18 protein-coding genes are annotated in these 18,650 nt (G+C 43.3%); 10 read left to right on the forward strand and 8 right to left on the reverse strand.

The genetic code is table 11. The features are described 5' to 3' along the window. Positions 1-101: 101 nt before the first annotated feature. Together MKY34_RS06905 and MKY34_RS06910 are read right to left on the reverse strand one after the other, a co-directional pair. Positions 102-323 (reverse strand): DUF1128 domain-containing protein, encoded by a 222-nt coding sequence (locus MKY34_RS06905; protein ID WP_342514470.1) that lies wholly within the window; start codon positions 321-323, stop codon positions 102-104. A gap of 47 nt (positions 324-370) precedes the next feature. Then, on the reverse strand, positions 371-1,750 hold the full coding sequence (locus MKY34_RS06910) for a sodium:alanine symporter family protein (RefSeq protein WP_342514471.1): 1,380 nt from the start codon (positions 1,748-1,750) through the stop codon (positions 371-373). A 233-nt stretch (positions 1,751-1,983) separates the two neighbouring features. On the opposite strand from MKY34_RS06910, the gene MKY34_RS06915 reads away from it, so the two are divergent. Together MKY34_RS06915 and MKY34_RS06920 are read left to right on the forward strand one after the other, a co-directional pair. Beyond that, on the forward strand, positions 1,984-2,358 hold the full coding sequence (locus MKY34_RS06915) for a YtxH domain-containing protein (protein ID WP_342514472.1): 375 nt from the start codon (positions 1,984-1,986) through the stop codon (positions 2,356-2,358). Positions 2,359-2,383: 25 nt separating this feature from the next. After that, on the forward strand, positions 2,384-3,373 hold the full coding sequence (locus tag MKY34_RS06920; RefSeq protein ID WP_342514473.1) for a YihY/virulence factor BrkB family protein: 990 nt from the start codon (positions 2,384-2,386) through the stop codon (positions 3,371-3,373). Between the two features lie 27 nt (positions 3,374-3,400). Here MKY34_RS06920 and MKY34_RS06925 read toward each other — a convergent pair whose 3' ends face one another. The 3 genes from MKY34_RS06925 to MKY34_RS06935 form a co-directional block, all read right to left on the reverse strand. Next, complete coding sequence (locus MKY34_RS06925; protein WP_342514474.1) at positions 3,401-5,305, reverse strand: heavy metal translocating P-type ATPase; 1,905 nt, start codon at positions 5,303-5,305, stop codon at positions 3,401-3,403. A gap of 250 nt (positions 5,306-5,555) precedes the next feature. Beyond that, positions 5,556-7,094: a fumarate hydratase gene (locus MKY34_RS06930; protein WP_342514475.1), complete on the reverse strand. Its 1,539-nt coding sequence runs from the start codon at positions 7,092-7,094 to the stop codon at positions 5,556-5,558. Positions 7,095-7,115: 21 nt separating this feature from the next. Continuing rightward, on the reverse strand, positions 7,116-7,292 hold the full coding sequence (locus tag MKY34_RS06935; protein WP_342514476.1) for an SE1561 family protein: 177 nt from the start codon (positions 7,290-7,292) through the stop codon (positions 7,116-7,118). Positions 7,293-7,890: 598 nt separating this feature from the next. On the opposite strand from MKY34_RS06935, the gene MKY34_RS06940 reads away from it, so the two are divergent. Beyond that, the gene (locus MKY34_RS06940) at positions 7,891-9,069 is read left to right on the forward strand and encodes an MFS transporter (protein WP_342514477.1); all 1,179 of its coding nucleotides are present in this window, start codon (positions 7,891-7,893) and stop codon (positions 9,067-9,069) included. 57 nt (positions 9,070-9,126) lie between these two features. Here the strand turns inward: MKY34_RS06940 and MKY34_RS06945 are convergent, their stop codons facing one another. After that, positions 9,127-9,930 carry a polysaccharide deacetylase family protein gene (locus MKY34_RS06945; protein WP_342514478.1) on the reverse strand — a complete coding sequence of 268 codons (804 nt, stop codon included), beginning with the start codon at positions 9,928-9,930 and terminating at the stop codon, positions 9,127-9,129. 48 nt (positions 9,931-9,978) lie between these two features. Next, positions 9,979-10,872, reverse strand: coding sequence for a TIGR01777 family oxidoreductase (locus MKY34_RS06950; RefSeq protein WP_342514479.1), 894 nt, complete (start codon positions 10,870-10,872; stop codon positions 9,979-9,981). Between the two features lie 78 nt (positions 10,873-10,950). On the opposite strand from MKY34_RS06950, the gene recX reads away from it, so the two are divergent. Both recX and MKY34_RS06960 read left to right on the forward strand, forming a co-directional pair. After that, on the forward strand, positions 10,951-11,763 hold the full coding sequence (recX, locus tag MKY34_RS06955; RefSeq protein ID WP_342514480.1) for a recombination regulator RecX: 813 nt from the start codon (positions 10,951-10,953) through the stop codon (positions 11,761-11,763). Continuing rightward, complete coding sequence (locus MKY34_RS06960; protein ID WP_342514481.1) at positions 11,753-12,085, forward strand: YfhH family protein; 333 nt, start codon at positions 11,753-11,755, stop codon at positions 12,083-12,085. Before recX ends, MKY34_RS06960 begins: the two co-directional genes overlap by 11 nt. Positions 12,086-12,289: 204 nt before the next feature. Here MKY34_RS06960 and MKY34_RS06965 read toward each other — a convergent pair whose 3' ends face one another. Beyond that, the gene (locus MKY34_RS06965) at positions 12,290-13,273 is read right to left on the reverse strand and encodes a metal-dependent hydrolase (protein ID WP_342514482.1); all 984 of its coding nucleotides are present in this window, start codon (positions 13,271-13,273) and stop codon (positions 12,290-12,292) included. Between the two features lie 135 nt (positions 13,274-13,408). Here MKY34_RS06965 and mutY point away from each other — a divergent pair, with 135 nt between their 5' ends. From mutY to MKY34_RS06990, 5 genes are all read left to right on the forward strand, one after another. Then, positions 13,409-14,479 (forward strand): A/G-specific adenine glycosylase, encoded by a 1,071-nt coding sequence (mutY, locus tag MKY34_RS06970; protein ID WP_342514483.1) that lies wholly within the window; start codon positions 13,409-13,411, stop codon positions 14,477-14,479. Continuing rightward, positions 14,469-15,215, forward strand: coding sequence for an enoyl-[acyl-carrier-protein] reductase FabL (fabL, locus tag MKY34_RS06975; protein WP_342514484.1), 747 nt, complete (start codon positions 14,469-14,471; stop codon positions 15,213-15,215). The genes mutY and fabL overlap by 11 nt, the downstream gene beginning before the upstream one ends. A 63-nt stretch (positions 15,216-15,278) precedes the next feature. Continuing rightward, the gene (locus MKY34_RS06980) at positions 15,279-15,494 is read left to right on the forward strand and encodes a gamma-type small acid-soluble spore protein (RefSeq protein WP_342514485.1); all 216 of its coding nucleotides are present in this window, start codon (positions 15,279-15,281) and stop codon (positions 15,492-15,494) included. Between the two features lie 574 nt (positions 15,495-16,068). Further along, the gene (locus MKY34_RS06985; RefSeq protein WP_342514486.1) at positions 16,069-16,614 is read left to right on the forward strand and encodes a DUF402 domain-containing protein; all 546 of its coding nucleotides are present in this window, start codon (positions 16,069-16,071) and stop codon (positions 16,612-16,614) included. A gap of 189 nt (positions 16,615-16,803) precedes the next feature. Further along, complete coding sequence (locus MKY34_RS06990; protein WP_342514487.1) at positions 16,804-18,555, forward strand: ABC transporter ATP-binding protein; 1,752 nt, start codon at positions 16,804-16,806, stop codon at positions 18,553-18,555. The last annotated feature ends 95 nt before the right edge of the window (positions 18,556-18,650 follow it).

Raw genomic sequence — 18,650 nt, forward strand, 5'->3', positions numbered from 1 at the left:
TCTCATCTGTAGTGGATGGGAAAGCCTTTTTTTGTAGGGGTAATTAAAAACAGCGAATCGTGTAGACAGGCTACACGATTCGCTGTTTGGCTAGATGACCTTCAGTTGCGCATTGAACCGAGTTCGGCTGCAATGGCTTGCATTTCGTTTGGCGTGATGGTCTCACGCTTCATAACCATTTCATACATATAATGCAAATCTTCATATTGCGAAGTACTGAAGTTTTCCGCCTTCATCGCGTCCACATTGACCATGCGAAGTTTTTCTTTAATTTTTTCAATCATATAGGAAACATTTTCAGCTGTTGGGTTAGATAAATCCATGAATTTGCCCGCCTCTCATAAGCTTTGGACTTATCATTTCATTAAACTTACTTAGTGTCAACTGAAAGTTTCGCTGCTTTTTTTGCTGCCTCTTCTTCTTTCATTTTCGCGTGGAAGCGTTTTGACTCATAAACAATGACGCCAGACAATCCAAGTAGACCAATTAAGTTCGGAATGGCCATTAAACCATTCAGCACGTCTGCAAGTAGCCAAACAATGTCAAGTGAAACGACTGCACCAACGAAGATGAACAAGACGAAAATCACGCGGTATGCGCGTACAGCAGCTTTGTTCGGGAAGAGGTATTGGAAACATTTTTCCCCATAGTAACTCCACCCTAAAATTGTAGAAGTCGCAAAGAAAATCAAACCAATTGCAACGACATACGGTCCAGCACTACCAAGGAATGTACCGAATGCAGCAGCTGTAAGGTCTCCTGCTGAAATCGATGTATCTTTCCATTGACCAGACATAACGATCGTTACACCTGTAATCGAGCAAATGACGAGTGTATCGAAAAGTACTTGTGTCATAGAGATAAGTGCTTGACGTCCAGGTAGGTCCGTTCTTGCAGCCGCGGCTGCGATAGGCGCTGAACCAAGACCAGCTTCGTTCGAGAATAGTCCGCGAGCAACTCCGAAACGGATAACGGCACCGATTGCACCACCCGCCGCAGCCTCTCCTGAGAATGCATCACTGAAAATTAGTCCGAATGCAGCAGGCACTAAGTCGAAATTCATAATGACGATAATTGCTCCGGCGATGAAATAGAACAACGCCATGATTGGTACGAAAAAGGCAGTTACTTTACCGATGGATTGAATACCACCGAGGATAACCAGTGCTCCGAAAATAACGAGACCGATTCCTGTAATCCAGTGTGGAACATTGAAAGTTAAGTTCATAACGTCCGCAACAGCTTTCGATTGCGTACCATTCCCAATTCCGAATGCTGCAAGTGCACCGAAGATGGCGAACATAACACCCAACCATTTTTGTTTCAAACCATGTTCAAGATAGTACATAGGCCCCCCAGCCATTTGTCCACTAGAGTCTTTTACACGGTATTTAACGGCTAGGACAGCTTCCCCATACTTGGTTGCCATTCCGAAGAACCCAGCGAGCCACATCCAGAAGATTGCACCTGGTCCACCCATTACAACAGCAGTGGCAACCCCAACGATGTTCCCTACACCGACAGTTGCGGCCATAGCAGTCATAAGCGCCTGGAACTGTGAAATATCGCCCTCTGCTTTTTTATCATGATTTCTTGAAAATACTTGCCTTAAAGAATACGGTAAAAGTCGTACTTGAATAAATGCGAGCCGTACTGTTAAGAAAATCCCCGTCCCCACGAGCAAGATTAGAAGTGGTGGTCCCCATACAAAACTACTTATCTTATCTAATGCTGCTGCTATCGCGTCCATATTATTTCCCCCTTTTGTGTTTGAAAACGAACGAACATTAAATGTATATTGCTCTTTTAAACACCACATCCTTTCAGGTATAAAATAATTTAATTTAATGCTTCTATTGTCAATATTCCGAAATAATGCGACTTTAGTCAAGCATTATTTTAATAAATTATCGATATTGTTTGTTTTTTGTTCCTAGGGGTATAATGAGATATGCGAATTAGTCGTAATTTGGAGGGATTGAGATGAGTAAAAATAAATTAGTTCCATTTATTTTTTACGGTGCACTTGTTGGTGCAGCAGTTAGTATGTTTGATAAAACAACGCGTAAACAGGTGACGGAAAAGTCGAAGAATCTGACAGCTGATGTTCGTTTTTATGCGAAAAACCCCGATATTTTTACATTCAAAGTACGGGAGAAAAAAGAGAAATTCCAAACAGTCTTTGAGCAACTATCAGGTGATGTATCGTATATAAAAGAACAAGTGGAGGAGCTGAAGACACTCACACCACAAGTGAAAGAGCTCGTTGTGAATACGAAGGATGCTTTTGTTGAATCAAAAGACGAATATAAAGCGCTAGCGAGTGATAATATAGAGCAATCGAATAAGGAAAAGTGAATGTATAGAGAGGAGTGACGAGAGCGTGAAAGATAACGAACGTTTGCCTCCTATATCTGCTAAAGAAAATGCAAAGGGAAAGGTACGAAAGAGGGTAGATGATCTTGTAGGAGAGACTCCCCTCATGAAGTTTTTGGATGAAATTAAGGAAGGAGAGCCTGAAAAGTTTGATGTTACAACGACTGCAGGCTTTTGGAAAGAGCTACTTGTTCGGATAAAGAAAGTCGATGTGACGGGCCTTAGCTCTCAGCTAGCTTTCTTTTTCCTATTGTCACTCTTTCCACTATTAATCTTCTTATTTACGTTATTGCCGTTTTTGAGTATTGATGAGGCACAGATCTTTTTGTTTATACGAGATTATGCCCCAGAAAGTGTAGCTATGCTTATTGAAGATACGTTGGCAGAGATTTTGAGCAATCGCAATGGTGGATTGTTGTCAGCGGGCGCACTTGCGACAATATGGTCAGCTTCTAAAGGGATGAATGCGTTAACGAAAGCTTTGAATTTATCTTATTATACGGCGGAGACGCGTTCTTTTATTGTGACACGCGCACTATCGCTAATTTTTACGGTTTTATTAATTGCTACGGTACTAGTGGCGCTTATTTTACCAGTGTTTGGTCAGCAAATTGGCATGGTAGTCTTTTCGTTTTTAGGCATGGAAGAAGGATTTTCAAGCTTGTGGGGAAATTTGCGTTGGAGTATACCACCAGTGTTGATTTTTCTTGTGTTTTTAATTGTTTATTGGTTGGTGCCGAATATCAAACTGCATGTGAAAAGCGTTATGCTAGGAACGATATTTGCCACTATCGGATGGATTCTTACGTCTCTTGTGTTCTCATTTTACGTTAGTAATTTCGGGAATTTCTCCAATACGTATGGCAGTATTGGTGCGATTATTGTGCTGATGATGTGGTTGTATTTTTCCGCCATTATACTCATACTTGGTGGGCAATTGAATGCGGTGATGTTCGAGCGAGGGATAGCGAAAAAGCAATGCAGTCATACAAAATGACGCATTGCTTTTTCATTTTTCGTGAGGTTATTCAATTCGGTTGAGCATTCGTAAGCCATTCAATATGACAAGAATCGTGCTTCCTTCGTGGCCGATAACACCGAGCGGTAGATCGACGACTTGCATGAAGTTCGAGACGATTAATAGGGTAATGATGGAGAGGGAGAAGACAATATTCTGTTTGACGATTCGTTGCATTTTTCGTGATAGTTTGATGGCGTATGAGATGCGAGTCAAATCGTTTTGCATGAGAACGATATCCGCAGTTTCAAGTGCCACATCCGTTCCTTCGCCCATTGCAATTCCCGATGTTGCTGTAGCGAGTGCGGGAGCATCATTGATGCCATCTCCAACCATTCCGACAGTTTTATAGTCAGCGAGCAATTTTTTCAGATGATCGACTTTCATTTCTGGTAAGCATTCTGCGATGTATGCATCGAGTCCAGCTTCTTTGGCGATGGCTTCGGCTGTTTTTTCATTATCTCCTGTCAGCATAATTGTAAAGATTCCAGCATTTTTTAAATCCGTAATGGCCTGGACGGCCTCGGAACGCAGTGTATCTTTCAGGGCAGCTGCGGCAACGATTCCTTTGTCATCTTTCATGAAAATAACTGTTTTCCCTTCATCCGCAAGTGTGAGAGCGGCGCCTTGTTGAAATTGTTCTGCCTCCTCTCTACCGACAAAACGGGGGTTGCCAACGAGCACTTCGCCCGTATCTGTGATTGTCCGAATACCATGACCGGGTACGTCCTCGATTTGAAGAGTACGTGTGATGGACATTCCTTTGTTGACAGCGAAGTTTGTAATGGCAACGGCAAGTGGATGATTGGATTGGGACTCGATACTTGCTAGCAGCGCTAATGTGTCGTCTAGATCTAGGCCATCACGTACAAGAAAATCTGTTACGACAGGTTTGCCATTTGTCAGCGTGCCAGTTTTATCAAAAGCGATTGTTTTGAGTGAGCCAAGATGTTCGAGATGGACGCCGCCTTTGAAAAGTACTCCTCGTTTTGCTCCGTTTGAAACGGCGGCTAACGTCGCGGGCATAATTGAAGCGACAAGCGCACAAGGCGATGCGACAACGAGCAGAACGATAGCACGGTAAATGGTCGTTGTCCAATCCCAACCAAATACGTAGTGGGGAAGGAACATCATGGCGAGCACGGTAATGACGACAAACTTTACATAAGTACCTTCAAATTTTTCAATAAATTGTTGGGAAGGTGATTTCTCGCTTTGTGCACTTTGGACGAGTGTAATGATTTTCTGGAACAGTGATTCAGAACTAGGTTTTGTCATTTCCATTTGGATAGCTCCACTTAAATTGACCGTGCCGGCAAATAGTTCGTCGCCCGCTTCTTTTGTGACAGGAATGGACTCTCCGTTAATGGCTGACATATCAATAGAGGTAATCCCCTTTGTAATATGCCCGTCGACTGGAATACGTTCCCCTGGTTTGACGACAAGAATAGCACCAGTTTGTAGGGAAGCAGTAGGCACTTTGATTTCGATGCCGTTGTCTTGAATGAGCCAAGCTTCTTCCGGTTGTAATTCCATAAGGGCAGAAATTTCTTTATGGCTTTTATTCAACGTATACGTTTCAAGAGCTCCACTAATTGCAAAAATAAAGATCAAGATCGCACCTTCAGTCCAGTAGCCGATAAAGGCGGAACCGAGAGCTGCAAAAATCATGAGCATTTCAACATTCAACTCTTTATTTTTTATAGTATCTTCAATACCTTCTTTTGCCTTGGCGAATCCCCCGACTAAAAAAGCGATGATGTAAAGTAAAACAGAAGATGTCTCAATTCCGTTTTTGTCAATCAACCATGCGATGCCAATTAAAATCCCTGAACTAATTGCAGCGATGAGTTCAAGATGTTCTCGCCAATTAATTGTGGTGCTTTTTTGTTCCTCATTGATAAAATTCATTAAAATCCCCTCCTAAATGATAATGAGTATCAACTTCAAATTGCTCTATAAAATAGTATAGTCGGCTCCTTTAGTAAGGAACCGACTTGTTGGAATATTAGATAATAATTCTAAGATGATAATAATTATTATATCGTGAAGAGAAGGGGAATGTTACTAATTTGCTCATAGCCACTTCTTATGCCTGAGCGTAAAAGAATGCCCTGCCCGGAAGAAGATTCTAGGGGCAGGGCATTCTATATGATTTCGTTTAGCTAAATACTTTCTCTTTAAATTGTGCAAGTTTCTCAAGGGATGATTTGTCGACATCTGCATGTAAGCTGTTGCCGTGTGAGTCCATTGTAACGACAGCAGTGAAGTCTTCAACTCGTAAATGCCACATTGCTTCTGGAATTCCGAATTGAAGAAGATCGACGCCTTCAACCGCTTTGATGCAGTCTGCATAATATTGTGCAGCTCCACCGATTGCGTTCAAGTAGACGCCACCGTGTTCTTCAAGTGCCGCAAGTGTTTTCGGCCCCATGCCGCCTTTACCGATGACAGCACGAATACCGAATTTTTTCATGATATCGCCTTGGTACGGCTCTTCACGAATAGAAGTTGTTGGACCTGCTGCTTTAATTTCATAGCCGCCATCTTCTGTTTTAGCAACGACCGGACCGCAGTGATAAATGATATGCCCATTTAAGTCAACAGGTGCGTCGTTTTCAGAAAGGTGTTTATGAATGGCGTCGCGGCCTGTATACATACGACCGGAAATTTTGACAACGTCTCCGACTTTCAAATCACGAATTTGTTCTTCTGTGATTGGTGCAGTCAGTTCCACTGTACGAGCGGATTGCTGTTCCTCTTCTTTTTTGTCATCCTGTGCGAAAGCGATTTTTTCACCTTCGTTATAATGCCAGTTGGTAATTTCGCCGGATGTCACATCGATATCAACAGCCATGCGGCGGTATGCCCAACAGTTATAAGCGACAGACACAAAGAAGCTTGCTGGAAGACGGTGCATGACGCCTACTTTACAACCAAGAAGCGTTGCTTCGCCACCGAAGCCCATTGTGCCGATGCCAAGTTTGTTTGCTGATTCTAAAATATAAGCTTCAAGCTCTGCTAATTTTTCGTTCGGATTGACATCGTCGACTTCACGGAAGAGTTGGTCTTTCGCCAATTCGTAACCAGAAGCACGGTCTCCACCGATTCCAACGCCGATGAAACCTGCTGAACACCCTTGTCCTTGTGCTTGATAGACGGAGTGTAAAACACATTTACGAATGCCATCAAGATCGCGTCCGGCGCGTCCAAGGCCTTCAAGTTCAGTAGGAAGGCTGTATTGGATGTTTTTATTCTCACAGCCGCCACCTTTAAGGATTAGCTTCACTTCGATGTGATTTTGTTCCCATTGTTCGAATTTCACAACAGGCACACCATCGCCAAGGTTATCACCGCTGTTATCGCCTGTTAGGGAGTCAACGGAGTTTGGGCGTAGTTTTGTTTCTTTCGTTGCTTGGACAATCGCACGCTTAAGTGCTGCCTTGATTTCCAGTTGGTTTACGCCAACGGGTGTTTTGATTTTGAATGTCGGCATCCCTGTGTCCTGACAGATTGGGGACAATTTTTCGTCAGCCATGTTGATATTTTGAGCGATTGTGTCAAGACTCATTGCTGCACGTGTGCCTGCGTCTTCTTGCTGTCTTGCTGCAAGGATCTTCCGGCGCACGTCTTTTGGAAGGTTTGTCGATGTTTCACAAATGAGGTCATACAAGCTTTTTTCAATTTGTTCTATGTACATTCTCAGTTACCCCCTATATAGTTAATTACTTGATTTAATTTTCTCTACTTGTTCTTCAAGCTCGTCGATCATACTAATGAGTCGGTCGATTTCTTGTAAGTCTGCTGTTTCTGGTTCAATTGTATCAAGTGTTTCGAGGAATTGATGGAATCTGTTTTTTAATCCATCAACATGGTTGTTGTCTTGCGATTTATCCAATCGGTACACCTCTTTTCCATATTGTAATCGTAAACGAAAAAACGAATAATTTCAACTTGACGTAGCAAGTTAAGCCTCCGGCGGATGTCACAAATTTTGTAAGGAATTTTAATGAAGGTAGTCTAAGTTCGCGACGTCCTGAAGGGTTCGATTCGCAACGACTGCATAACCTACAACCTGTAGGCCCCAAGTGCAATTCAAAATTTGAATAAAATTACTCCGAGGCGTAATTTCTGATGGAGCAAGCTGAACCTTTTAAAATAATTCGCTATTTAACTGAATCTTTACAATTAATAATCTATGTGATATGATACATGTAATCAAACGAAAGGGAGGATGCAGAAGAAGGGATAGGACGAAGTGAATCATGGGTAGAAGGAGGGGATTCGTAAGTGTCCACTGGCTAGATGCCAAGAGACGACTACGACTTATGTTAATAGAAGATGAGGAAATAATTTATACGTAAAGGCTCAGCCGTATTCTGACAATCAGATATGGACTGGGCCTTTATAATTTTTAGCTATTCCTCTTTTCCTTATGCTAAAATCAATCAAATACGCCTTGATGTGTTTGCGCATAAGTAGGGAGAGTGGGCAGGATGGACATGTTTACACAAATGGAGAAAAAACGGTTTTGGATACTTGTGATTATTGTTTCGATTTCAGGATTTTCACAAGGAATGCTCTTGCCACTTATTTCGGCTATTTTTGAACGTGACGGTGTATCGAGTGCGTTAAATGGCTTGAATGCAACGGGTTTATACATAGGAACACTTCTGGTCTCACCATTTATGGAAGCACCGCTGCGCCGGTTTGGGTATAAGCCAGTAATTATTGGCGGCGGCATACTTGTTTTTTGTTCGTTATTGTTGTTTCCATTATGGAAAAGTGTTGTATTTTGGTACATACTGCGATTGCTAATTGGTATTGGGGATCATGCGCTACATTTTTCGACACAGACGTGGATTACAAGTTTTTCACCACAGCAACGGCTAGGACGTAATATTGCTATCTATGGATTATCGTTTGGTACGGGGTTTGCGGTCGGGCCGTTATTTGTTCCGCTCGTCAATTTTTTTGAAGGATTGCCGTTTATCGTTTCGGGGCTTCTTTGTATGCTTGCTTGGTCGCTCGTTTTTAAGTTGAAAAATGACTTTCCCGATGTGATGAAAGGGAATGTTGTGACAGAACGATTTGTCACACGCTTTAAAGCGACGTTTGTTGTCGCATGGCTCGCATTTCTTGGCCCATTTGGCTATGGTTTTCTGGAATCCTCTTTGAATGCCATGTATCCGGTATATGCGCTTAGAAATGGCATTGATTTGACGACTGTCTCGTTTATTCTCGTCGCTTTTTCTGTGGGAGGGATGGTGTCACAACTACCGTTAGGGATGCTGTCCGATCAGATTGGCAGACGGCGAGTGTTTTTAATCGCGCTTGGGGGAGGAGCGGCATCATTTGGGGTTGCCAGTGTGTTGGAGACGTCGACGGCGGCAGTATTGTCGTTATTTTTCGTAGCGGGTCTGTTCGTTGGCTCGATTTATTCGCTGGGCATCTCGTATATGTCTGAGTTGACACCGAAGCAGTTATTGCCGACAGGCAATTTGTTATGCGGCATCTTTTTTAGTATCGGTAGTTTGACGGGACCGTTTCTCGGCGGACTTTTTTTAGAATTTGAAGCGAGTTTTAGCTTTTTATTGCTCATTGCAATGTTTTTAGGGACGTTGTTCGTTGCATTACTCGTGGGAGGTACGAGGGCAACAAGTACGACGGCATAAGAAAAATTAAAAAGAAGGGGCTACCTAACTGTATTGACCGATAGGTAGCCCCTTTGTTCATCTAATATCAGAGTTGATGTTTTCGTATTCCATGACAAGATCATCCAGTGAAGCGAATGTGTAGCCGGCTTTTTTAGCATCACGGATAAAATCGGGTAGTGCTTGTGCGTTATCAGGAGAGACAGTGTGCATTAAAATGACAGCGCCTGGATGGAGTTGGTTCATTAATTCATTGTAAGCGAAATCGCGTCCTTTTGGCTTATCCGCATGCCAATCAATGAAAGCAACCGACCAAAAAATATGGCGGTAACCAAGTTCGTTTCCTTTGGCCAGCACGTTGTCATTAAAGACGCCAGCAGGTGGTCGTGTATAGATTGTCCGTTCCACTCCGGTTAGTTCCTTTAATAGCTTATCGAATTTAGTCCATTCATCTTCCATCCCTTTGTCGGATAGTGTGGTCAAATTCGGGTGATCATAGGAATGATTGCCGATGTTGTGACCATCTTTAATCATTCGTTTGACGAGTGGTGTGGCGCTTTTTAGATAATGGCCTGTGAGAAAGAAGGTAGCCGGCGCATTCTCTTTTTTCAAAGTATCTAAAATGCTTTCGGTATGGCCATTTTCGTAGCCATTATCGAATGTTAAATAAGCAATTTTTTCATCGGGCTTCCCTTTGTAAATCGCTCCGTATTTATCGAGCATAGTATTGAGCGCAGCACCTGCATCTGGTGGAACACCGTCTGTAGCTTTTTTAAATCCCCAATGGAATTCTTCTGCAGTCGCAGAAAATGGGTTGAAGAGAAGCCCCGCCAGTACGATGAAGGTAGCCATTATCATACCGGGGCCATGCCGTTTGATCATAAAAAATGCACCCTCCCTTTTTCGGTAGGATGCGTAAGTTATGGCGAACTATACGTTGTCTTTTAGGATGTCCTGCAATGCCTGCTCTAAATGAGGAAAGTTGAAAACGAATCCGTTTGCGAGTAATTTCTCAGGTAGGACATGCTGCCCTTCGAGAACGAGTGCACTTTTTTTGCCAAGTGCTATTTTCATGATAAATGAAGGGACGGGAAACCAATGCGGACGATGCATGACGGAGCCGATGGTTTTGCCGAAATCGTCCATTTGCTTCGGAAATGGCGCAGTCGTATTGACGGGATCTTGTAAATTGTCATTTTCGATGGCAAAGGCAATTGCTCGTGCGACATCTTCTACATGCACCCAGGATAACCACTGTCTTCCTGAACCAACCTTCCCGCCAGCAAATAGTTTATAGGGCAAAATCATTGGTGGTAAAGCACCGCCGCCCTTTCCAAGAATGACGCCGAAGCGCATACAAACAGATCGCACGCCTTCAGCCGTGACAGACGCAGCTTTTTGCTCCCAGTGATTGACCGTTCGGCCAAGAAAATCATCGGCGATTGCTGTTGAAGCTTCTGTGTAGATGATGCTTTCCGATGCGGGATAAATACCAATCGCACTGGCATTGACAAGAACGGCAGGCTTGTGTGGTAAAGCTGAAATGATTCGTAGCAATTCATCGGTTGCTGTCATGCGACTGTCATAAATTTGTTTCTGATGCTCAGTGGACCAGCGTCCATCATTGATGGAGACACCTGCGAGATTGATAAAGGCATCGACCTTGCCAAGCATTTTCTCAGGTGTAGTGCCTTCGGTTAACCACTGAATCGCTCCGTTTTTAGCGCATCTCGATAAAACGACAACTTCATGTCCAGCTTGCAACAAGACCTCTGTTAATTTTTGTCCGACAAAACCGGAACCACCTGCAATAACAATTTTCATCCTATGACCTCCAATCGATTAAGCTGAACCTGAACGATAGAACATGTATACTAGTAGAAAGCAGGGAGGATTGCTAAAATGCCTGTCATTACGAAGATATCACAACAGAAAAAAGATCACGAACGATATAACATTTTTCTTGATGAAAAGTATGCATACAGTGTCCATGAGTCTATCCTTGTTAAATTTGGATTAACAAAAGGGATGACAGTAGAAGACTGGTCGATTGACGACATGGTTTATGAAGACGAAATTCGCAAAGCCTTTAACCGAGCGCTCCACTACTTAGGTTTCAGAATGCGCAGCGAGTTTGAAGTGAAGAAAAAATTACTAGATGCAGGGTACGGTGAAGCGATCGTACTCGAAGCAATTGTGAAATTGAAGAATCTTGGTTTTTTGAACGACGAGACTTTTTCAGAAGCGCTACTACAAACGCACAAGAATTCGTCAAGTAAAGGACCGAGAGCGATTCAGCAAGAAATGCATAAAAAAGGGATCGGGAAGGAGTTGCAAGACAAAGTGCTTGAATCTTATTCGGAAGATGAACAGCTACAAATTGCAACGAAGCTTGCAGAAAAGGCGGCAAATGCCAATCGTTCTGTGGCTCCCGCACAATTGAAGCAAAAAATTCAAAATGCCTTGCTACGTAAAGGCTATTCATTTGATATTATTAAACAGGCGCTTGAAAATATTGATTTTGAGAGAGAAGAGGATGAATGGACAGGTATTACAGAGTCCATTGGTGAAAAAGCATGGCGTCGCTATAGTACAAAATTTAGTGGGCGCAACTTGCATAACCGAGTGAAGCAAGCGATGTATCAAAAAGGGATTCCGTTTGAGCGAATCGATGCATTTATCGACAAGAAGGAGAATGAAGACGATGGAGAATGACAAAAAATATAGTGCTATGACCGAGCATGAATTACGTGCAGAAATCGGAAGAATTATGGAGAAAGCACGTAAAGCAGAGCAGATGGGCATGGTTAGTGAGTATGCGGTATACCAACGTAAAGCGGTTATGGCGCAATCTTTTTTAATTGATCCACAGACGATTCAAAAGGATGAAATCTATCGCATTGACGGCGATGACGGTGTGTTTTTCCGTGTAGATTATTTGAAAGGCCGATTTGCATGGGGCTATCGTTTAGGTGGCGATCTTGCAATCGAAGCGTTGCCAATTGCGATGTTAAAGGCCGTGAAGGAAGGGAAGTAATTCATACTTCTTTTGTGCTAAAAAAGCCCCAAGTTCTAAACAATGTTTCATTGTCCAGGGCTTGGGGTCTTGTGTATTTCTTATTGTCCAGGCTTCGAGCGCCAAATGCTCGGGTCATAAGTCAGTCCAGCTATGTGGCAAAGAACGCCGCGTCGCCGGTCTGTCTTATGCCTGTCGCATCTGAGCAGGCGCTCTGCACTTTTTTTAGGAATTCGGAGCGAAGTTTAATTTTTTCTGTAGCTTGTCCTCAGAGAAAATCCATCCTGTATAGGAGTTTACGATGTTCAAATCTTGGTCGACATGTGCAACGGCGACGAAGGGATAGTATCCTTTGCTTCGATAGCGAAGATCGATGAGCCGAACTTCGCACAGGTCACCAATCGTTGTGATGGACCATCTGTAAATAGGCGAAAAGGATACGAACGCTTCAATATTTGGGTCGCTCATTGCCACATCAATTTCCGGTGATTTGGGCATAGGTTCTCGCTCGAATCGATCGTAAATATTCACGGACCGGCCGTATGCACGTCCGACGTAGTGATAGTTGTCAGAAGATGCGGCGACGCGCCATTGGAAAAAGCGCATGGTCGGTGCGATGATAATTTCTGTAGCATCGGGAACCGTATTTAACACGGCATGTTTGACTGCTGCCTTGATCGCAAAGCGCAATAGGTAATACATGAAGATAATGGCATACATCGTTAAAAAGGTAATGATTGGACTTGCACCAATAAACCATATGAGTAGCGCGATGATATGCATAGTGAAAATAATCGGGTCGAATGTATTGATGACACCAATCGCCACCCATTTATTGGAGAAAGGGCGCAAGGCTTGCGTGCCATAGGAATTGAAAATATCAACGAACACATGGAGAAAGACGGCAAGGAAGGTCCATGCCCATAAGTGAATAAAGTTCGCTTCAGGTACGATAAACGATAGCAGTATCGTAATGATAAGTGGCCATAGTAAGACTGCTGGGACTGAGTGTGTAATACCACGGTGATGTCGAATATAGACGGCGTTATTCCGTAATTTCAAGATGGTGTCAACGTCTGGGATGAGTGAACCAATTAGAACGCCGGCAGCGACAGCGCTTAAAGTTGCGGTATCCGTTGCGACAACGGGATCTGCAACCGCAAGTCCGCCAATTGCGACGCCCATAACAATATGTGTTCCAGTATCCAAATCATCACTCCTTTTGCCTGTATTGGCATTGGGTGTATCTGTTGCATATCCAGGCTTCAGCGCTTGCGCTTTTCTTTATTATATACCTATACCCTTGTTCGTTCGACAATAAGCATATGTGATTGGGAGGAAATAATGCAAATAATCGAGAAAAAAGACGAATTCCGCGAATCGCTGCTTACCTGGTATCGTCGGGAGAAGAGAGATTTACCGTGGAGACGCACATCGAATCCTTATTATATATGGGTATCAGAAGTGATGTTGCAACAGACCAGAGTCGATACAGTCATTCCGTATTATGAGCGGTTCATCGAGCAATTTCCAACGATGGAAGCACTGGCAGATGCAGATGAAAATGATTTATTGAAAATGTGGGAAGGGCTTGGCTACTATTCGCGTGCACGTAATTTACAGGCGGGTGTGAGCGAAGTCGTGGCGAGTTATGGCGGAAAAGTGCCGGAGAATCGCAAAGATATTTCGACATTGAAAGGTGTAGGTCCTTATACGGCGGGAGCTGTTTTGAGTATTGCTTATGGTGTTCCTGAGCATGCCGTCGATGGCAATGTCATGCGTGTTATATCAAGACTTCTTTTAATAGAAGAAGACATTGCGATTCCACGCACAAGAAAGATTTTTGAGTCCGTGGTCATGGATTTAATTGATCGGGAAGATCCGTCCTCGTTCAATCAAGGGCTGATGGAGTTGGGCGCAACCATTTGCACGCCGAATCCGAAGTGTCTACTTTGTCCAGTCCGCGATTTCTGTGAGGCTTTTCATACAGGGAGACAGCAGGAATTGCCTGTTAAAACAAAGAAAACAAAAATGAAAGTCATTCCTGTTGCTTCATTTGCCATCCGCAATGAGCGAGGAGAATGGCTATTACGCCAACGACCATCCAAGGGACTACTCGCAAACTTGTGGGAATTCCCGATGGTTGAATTGACGGGGGATGGCACACCTCAACAAATACTTCGTGAGCAGTATGGCTTGGAATCAAAGGCGCACCTTGAAGTATTAACGTTTAAGCATATTTTTTCCCATATCACGTGGGAGATGCAAAGCTTTGAGGCACGCATGTATGAAGAAGATGTAATTCCAGAAGGCTTCCGCTTTTTCACGGAAGAGGAAGTGGAAGCATTGCCGAAGCCGGTGCCTGTGTTAAAAATATGGGAAGAAGTGAAGGGAGAAAACAAGCATGACAACTAATAAAGTAGCAATGGTGACAGGGAGCTCTAGGGGATTGGGAAAAGCATTAGCGATTGAACTGGCGAAAAACGGCTATGATATCGTTGTCAACTATGCACGAAGTCGATCGGCTGCTGAAGAGACGGTAAAAGAGATTGAAGCGATTGGGAGAAAAGCCGTCATGATTCGTGCGAATGTTGGCGATGTGAAAAAACTGCGTACGATGTTTGAACAGGTGAAAGAGGAGTTTGGTCGACTAGATGTATTCGTTTCTAACGCGGCATCGGGTGTTTTGCGTCCGATTATGGAATTGGAAGAGTCACATTGGGACTGGACGATGAATATTAACGCGAAAGCGATGTTATTTGGTGCGCAAGAAGCAGCAAAGCTGATGGACAAAGGTGGAAAAATCGTCGGTGTTAGTTCGTTGGGCTCCATACGTTATCTTGAAAACTATACGACAGTAGGTGTGTCGAAAGCAGCAATCGAATCATTGACGCGTTATTTGGCGGTTGAGCTTGCACCGAGAGGAATTGCGGTCAACACGGTTTCTGGTGGAGCACTTGATACGGAAGCATTACAACATTTCCCGAATCGCGAAGAGTTACTGGAAGATGCGCGCGTCAATACGCCGGCTGGCCGCATGGTTGAAATCGAAGATATGGTGAAGACAGCAATGTTCCTCATTTCGGACGATTCGGGGATGATTCGTGGGCAAACGATTATTGTCGATGGTGGACGTTCATTGACTTTGTAAAAATTACCAATGGATAAATCGTGTCCTTCTTGCACATGTTAAGAAGGACGGAGGTGAATATCCATGACCAACAATAACAACCCGAATCAAACGAATGCGAACAAAGTGAGGAAACAAAATCAGCAATCGCAGCAAAACCAAACGTATACTCCGATGGCTGAAGAGTTTGCATCTGAAACAGATGTAAACGAAGTTCGTAAACAAAACCAACAATCTGAAGCGAACAAGAAAAACGCTTCCGGTTCGCGCGCGAATCGCTCTGAAAACGGTATGAAATAAGTGGATGGTCATCACCGGCTGGCAGGAGCTTAATGCTTCTGCCAGTTTTTTTAACTTCATTCAGCAAATCTTTTTGTACTGAAAGCGAAGCGTCAGCTATAGAAACCTCCCACCACCATAGGTAGCGAGATGAATGTAGTTTTGTTTTCTGTTCAGTGGGTGTTCAAACGCCCGTTGAACGAAGATAAAGCCTCCGGCGGATGTCACAGATTTTTAGAGGAGCTTTTCGAGTGTGCTCGAAAAAAATCTGGACGCAATTACTTCAAGGCGTAATTTATCTGAAGCTATCGACTGAAAAGTTTCAAATTTCCTGATGTTATTGGTATAATGGGGAAATAACAATTGATTTGATTCAGCAGAGGACTTTCTCTTCCATGGGTGATGGGGTGAATACCGTATTGCATTTCAAGTTGGAGGGAGGTCAAGCGCCCTGCTAATTCAAATCAAGCCTCCGGCGGATGTTACAGATTTTTAAGGGGAACTTTTCGAGCCTGCTCGAAAAAAATCTGGACGCAATTACGCCAAGGCATAATTGATTTCGAAGCTTTCCGGTAACTAAAAGGTGGGGATGTTCATGGCGATTGCTAAAGAAGGGGAAACGATACAAGTACATAGTTACAAACATAATGGCAGCATTCATCGGGTTTGGCAAGAGACGATGGTGTTAAAGGGGACGCGTAATATTGTCATCGGCGCAAATGAACGGACACTTGTGACGGAGGCGGATGGGCGCACATGGTTAACGCGTGAACCGTCTATTTGCTATTTTCATGCGGAGTATTGGTTCAATATTATTTGCATGTTAAGAGAAGATGGCGTGTATTACTACATCAATATGAGCTCGCCATTTGTTTACGACAACCAATCATTGAAATACATCGATTATGATCTCGATGTCAAAGTATTTCCTGATATGAGTTATATGATTTTAGATGAAGATGAATATGCGGATCATAAGAAGCAAATGGGGTATCCAGAGGTCATCGATCAGATTTTACAACGCAATCTGGATATATTATTAGGGTGGATTAAACAGCGTAAAGGACCATTCGCACCGGATTTTATCAACGTTTGGACATCGCGATACGCATTTTACAAGCAAGTTAAAAAAAGTGAGTGAAGGGTCTAACCGCGACTTGCCGCGGTTAGGTCTTTTTTAACTTGAATCAGCAGGGGGTTCAGGCTCCCTGCTGATTCAAGTTAAGCCTCCGGTGGATGTCACAGATATTCAGAGGAGCTTTTCGAGCGCGCTCGAAAAAATCTGGACGCAATTACGCCGGGGCGTAATTGATATTAGGGAGGCTATCTATTGGGTGAGAGTATAAAACGCTATTTAAAGTTTGTAAAGCCGTATAACTGGCTTATTATCGTGACGATTATTTTAGGGATTGTGAAATTCGCGATTCCACTTTTTCTACCGCTACTGATGAAGATTGTCATTGATGATATTATTGGCTCTGATTCACTGTCGCAGGCAGAAATGACCCGCCAATTATTTTACTGGCTTGGAGGAACTGCGCTGCTGTTCTTCATCGTGCGTCCACCCGTTGAATATTACCGTCAATATTATGCGCAATATGTCAGCAATAAAATCTTGTATGATATCCGTCAGGAATTATACGGTCATTTGCAGAAGTTAAGCTTGAACTACTATTCGAATACACGAGCAGGAGAAGTGATTTCACGCGTCATTAATGATGTGGAACAAACGAAAAACTTCGTTATGATTGGGCTGATGAACATATGGCTTGATTTGGCGACGATACTCATTGCCATCGGTATTATGTTGACGCTCGATATTCCACTTACACTTGTGACACTTATCGCATTCCCTTTCTATGCATACAGTGTGAAACATTTCTTTGGAAAGCTTCGTGAACTAACACGTAAGCGATCTCAGGCACTTGCTAATGTCCAAAGTTATTTGCATGAGCGAGTTGCAGGTGTCAGTGTTATTAAAAGTTTTGCGCTAGAAGAGAAAGAGCAAGTTCGCTTTGATGAGACGAACGGCAATTTTCTCGACAAAGCGATTGATCACACAAAGTGGAATGCTAAAGCATTCGCTGTTGTGAATACGATTACGGATGTAGCGCCTTTGCTCGTCATTGCTTATGCAGGTTATCAAGTGATCAATGGTTCACTGTCAGTTGGAACAATGGTAGCCTTCATTGCTTATATTGATCGTCTATATAGTCCTTTACGTAGACTTGTGAACTCTTCGACGTCATTGACGCAGTCATTTGCATCGATGGACCGTGTTTTCGATTTGATGGAGGAGAAATATGACATTACAGATAAAAAAGGGGCAACCGTATTACCGGCACTTGCTGGGGAAGTCACATTTGACAATGTCCAATTTTCTTATGAAGAAAAGGGGCAAACGGTACTCAATAACATTCAATTCACCGTTCAACCAGGAGAAACTGTGGCATTCGTTGGCATGAGTGGTGGAGGGAAGTCAACGATCATTAGTCTCATCCCTCGATTTTACGATGTAACAGGTGGTGCAATTCGTATCGACGGACAGGATGTGCGTGATGTACAGACGAAGTCTTTACGCGACCAAATTGGTATTGTATTGCAGGATACGATTTTGTTCAGTGATTCCGTGAAAAGTAATATTCTAATGGGCAAGCCAGATGCAACGGACGAGGAAGTGCTTGCAGCTGCAAAAGCGGCCAATGCACATGATTTCATCGAAAACTTGCCCGAAGGATACGACACTAAAGTGGGAGAACGTGGTGTGAAGCTGTCAGGCGGACAAAAGCAACGCATTGCGATTGCACGCGTGTTTCTTAAAAATCCACCCCTTCTCATATTGGATGAGGCGACATCTGCACTCGACCTCGAAAGTGAGTCACTCATTCAAGAGTCGTTGGAAAGACTAGCAAATGATCGGACGACTTTAGTCGTTGCACACCGTCTGTCTACAATTACGCATGCCGATAAAATCTTTGTCATTGATGCAGGAGAGGTAAAAGAGTCAGGCACACATGATGAATTAATGAAAAAACAAGGGATTTACTATGGATTGTTCCAAGTTCAAATGCTTGGGAAATAATGAGAGAAAAAACACATGACTAGCAAGCAACAGTTTGCTAGTCGTGTGTTTTTTTACGTGGAAATGTACATGTTTTGCTAGATGCAAATATGGCT

Origin of the sequence: Sporosarcina sp. FSL K6-1522 (assembly GCF_038622445.1) — a bacterium.
Lineage (GTDB): Bacteria > Bacillota > Bacilli > Bacillales_A > Planococcaceae > Sporosarcina.

Excerpts from the sequence above, each read along its gene's own strand:
- MKY34_RS06905 (WP_342514470.1), bottom strand. The coding sequence starts at position 323 with ATGGATTTATCTAACCCAACAGCTGAAAATGTTTCCTATATGATTGAA.
- MKY34_RS06910 (WP_342514471.1), bottom strand. The coding sequence starts at position 1,750 with ATGGACGCGATAGCAGCAGCATTAGATAAGATAAGTAGTTTTGTATGG.
- MKY34_RS06915 (WP_342514472.1), top strand. The coding sequence starts at position 1,984 with ATGAGTAAAAATAAATTAGTTCCATTTATTTTTTACGGTGCACTTGTT.
- MKY34_RS06925 (WP_342514474.1), bottom strand. The coding sequence starts at position 5,305 with ATGAATTTTATCAATGAGGAACAAAAAAGCACCACAATTAATTGGCGA.
- MKY34_RS06930 (WP_342514475.1), bottom strand. The coding sequence starts at position 7,094 with ATGTACATAGAACAAATTGAAAAAAGCTTGTATGACCTCATTTGTGAA.
- MKY34_RS06940 (WP_342514477.1), top strand. The coding sequence starts at position 7,891 with ATGGACATGTTTACACAAATGGAGAAAAAACGGTTTTGGATACTTGTG.
- MKY34_RS06945 (WP_342514478.1), bottom strand. The coding sequence starts at position 9,930 with ATGATCAAACGGCATGGCCCCGGTATGATAATGGCTACCTTCATCGTA.
- MKY34_RS06950 (WP_342514479.1), bottom strand. The coding sequence starts at position 10,872 with ATGAAAATTGTTATTGCAGGTGGTTCCGGTTTTGTCGGACAAAAATTA.
- recX (WP_342514480.1), top strand. The coding sequence starts at position 10,951 with ATGCCTGTCATTACGAAGATATCACAACAGAAAAAAGATCACGAACGA.
- MKY34_RS06960 (WP_342514481.1), top strand. The coding sequence starts at position 11,753 with ATGGAGAATGACAAAAAATATAGTGCTATGACCGAGCATGAATTACGT.
- mutY (WP_342514483.1), top strand. The coding sequence starts at position 13,409 with ATGCAAATAATCGAGAAAAAAGACGAATTCCGCGAATCGCTGCTTACC.
- fabL (WP_342514484.1), top strand. The coding sequence starts at position 14,469 with ATGACAACTAATAAAGTAGCAATGGTGACAGGGAGCTCTAGGGGATTG.
- MKY34_RS06980 (WP_342514485.1), top strand. The coding sequence starts at position 15,279 with ATGACCAACAATAACAACCCGAATCAAACGAATGCGAACAAAGTGAGG.
- MKY34_RS06985 (WP_342514486.1), top strand. The coding sequence starts at position 16,069 with ATGGCGATTGCTAAAGAAGGGGAAACGATACAAGTACATAGTTACAAA.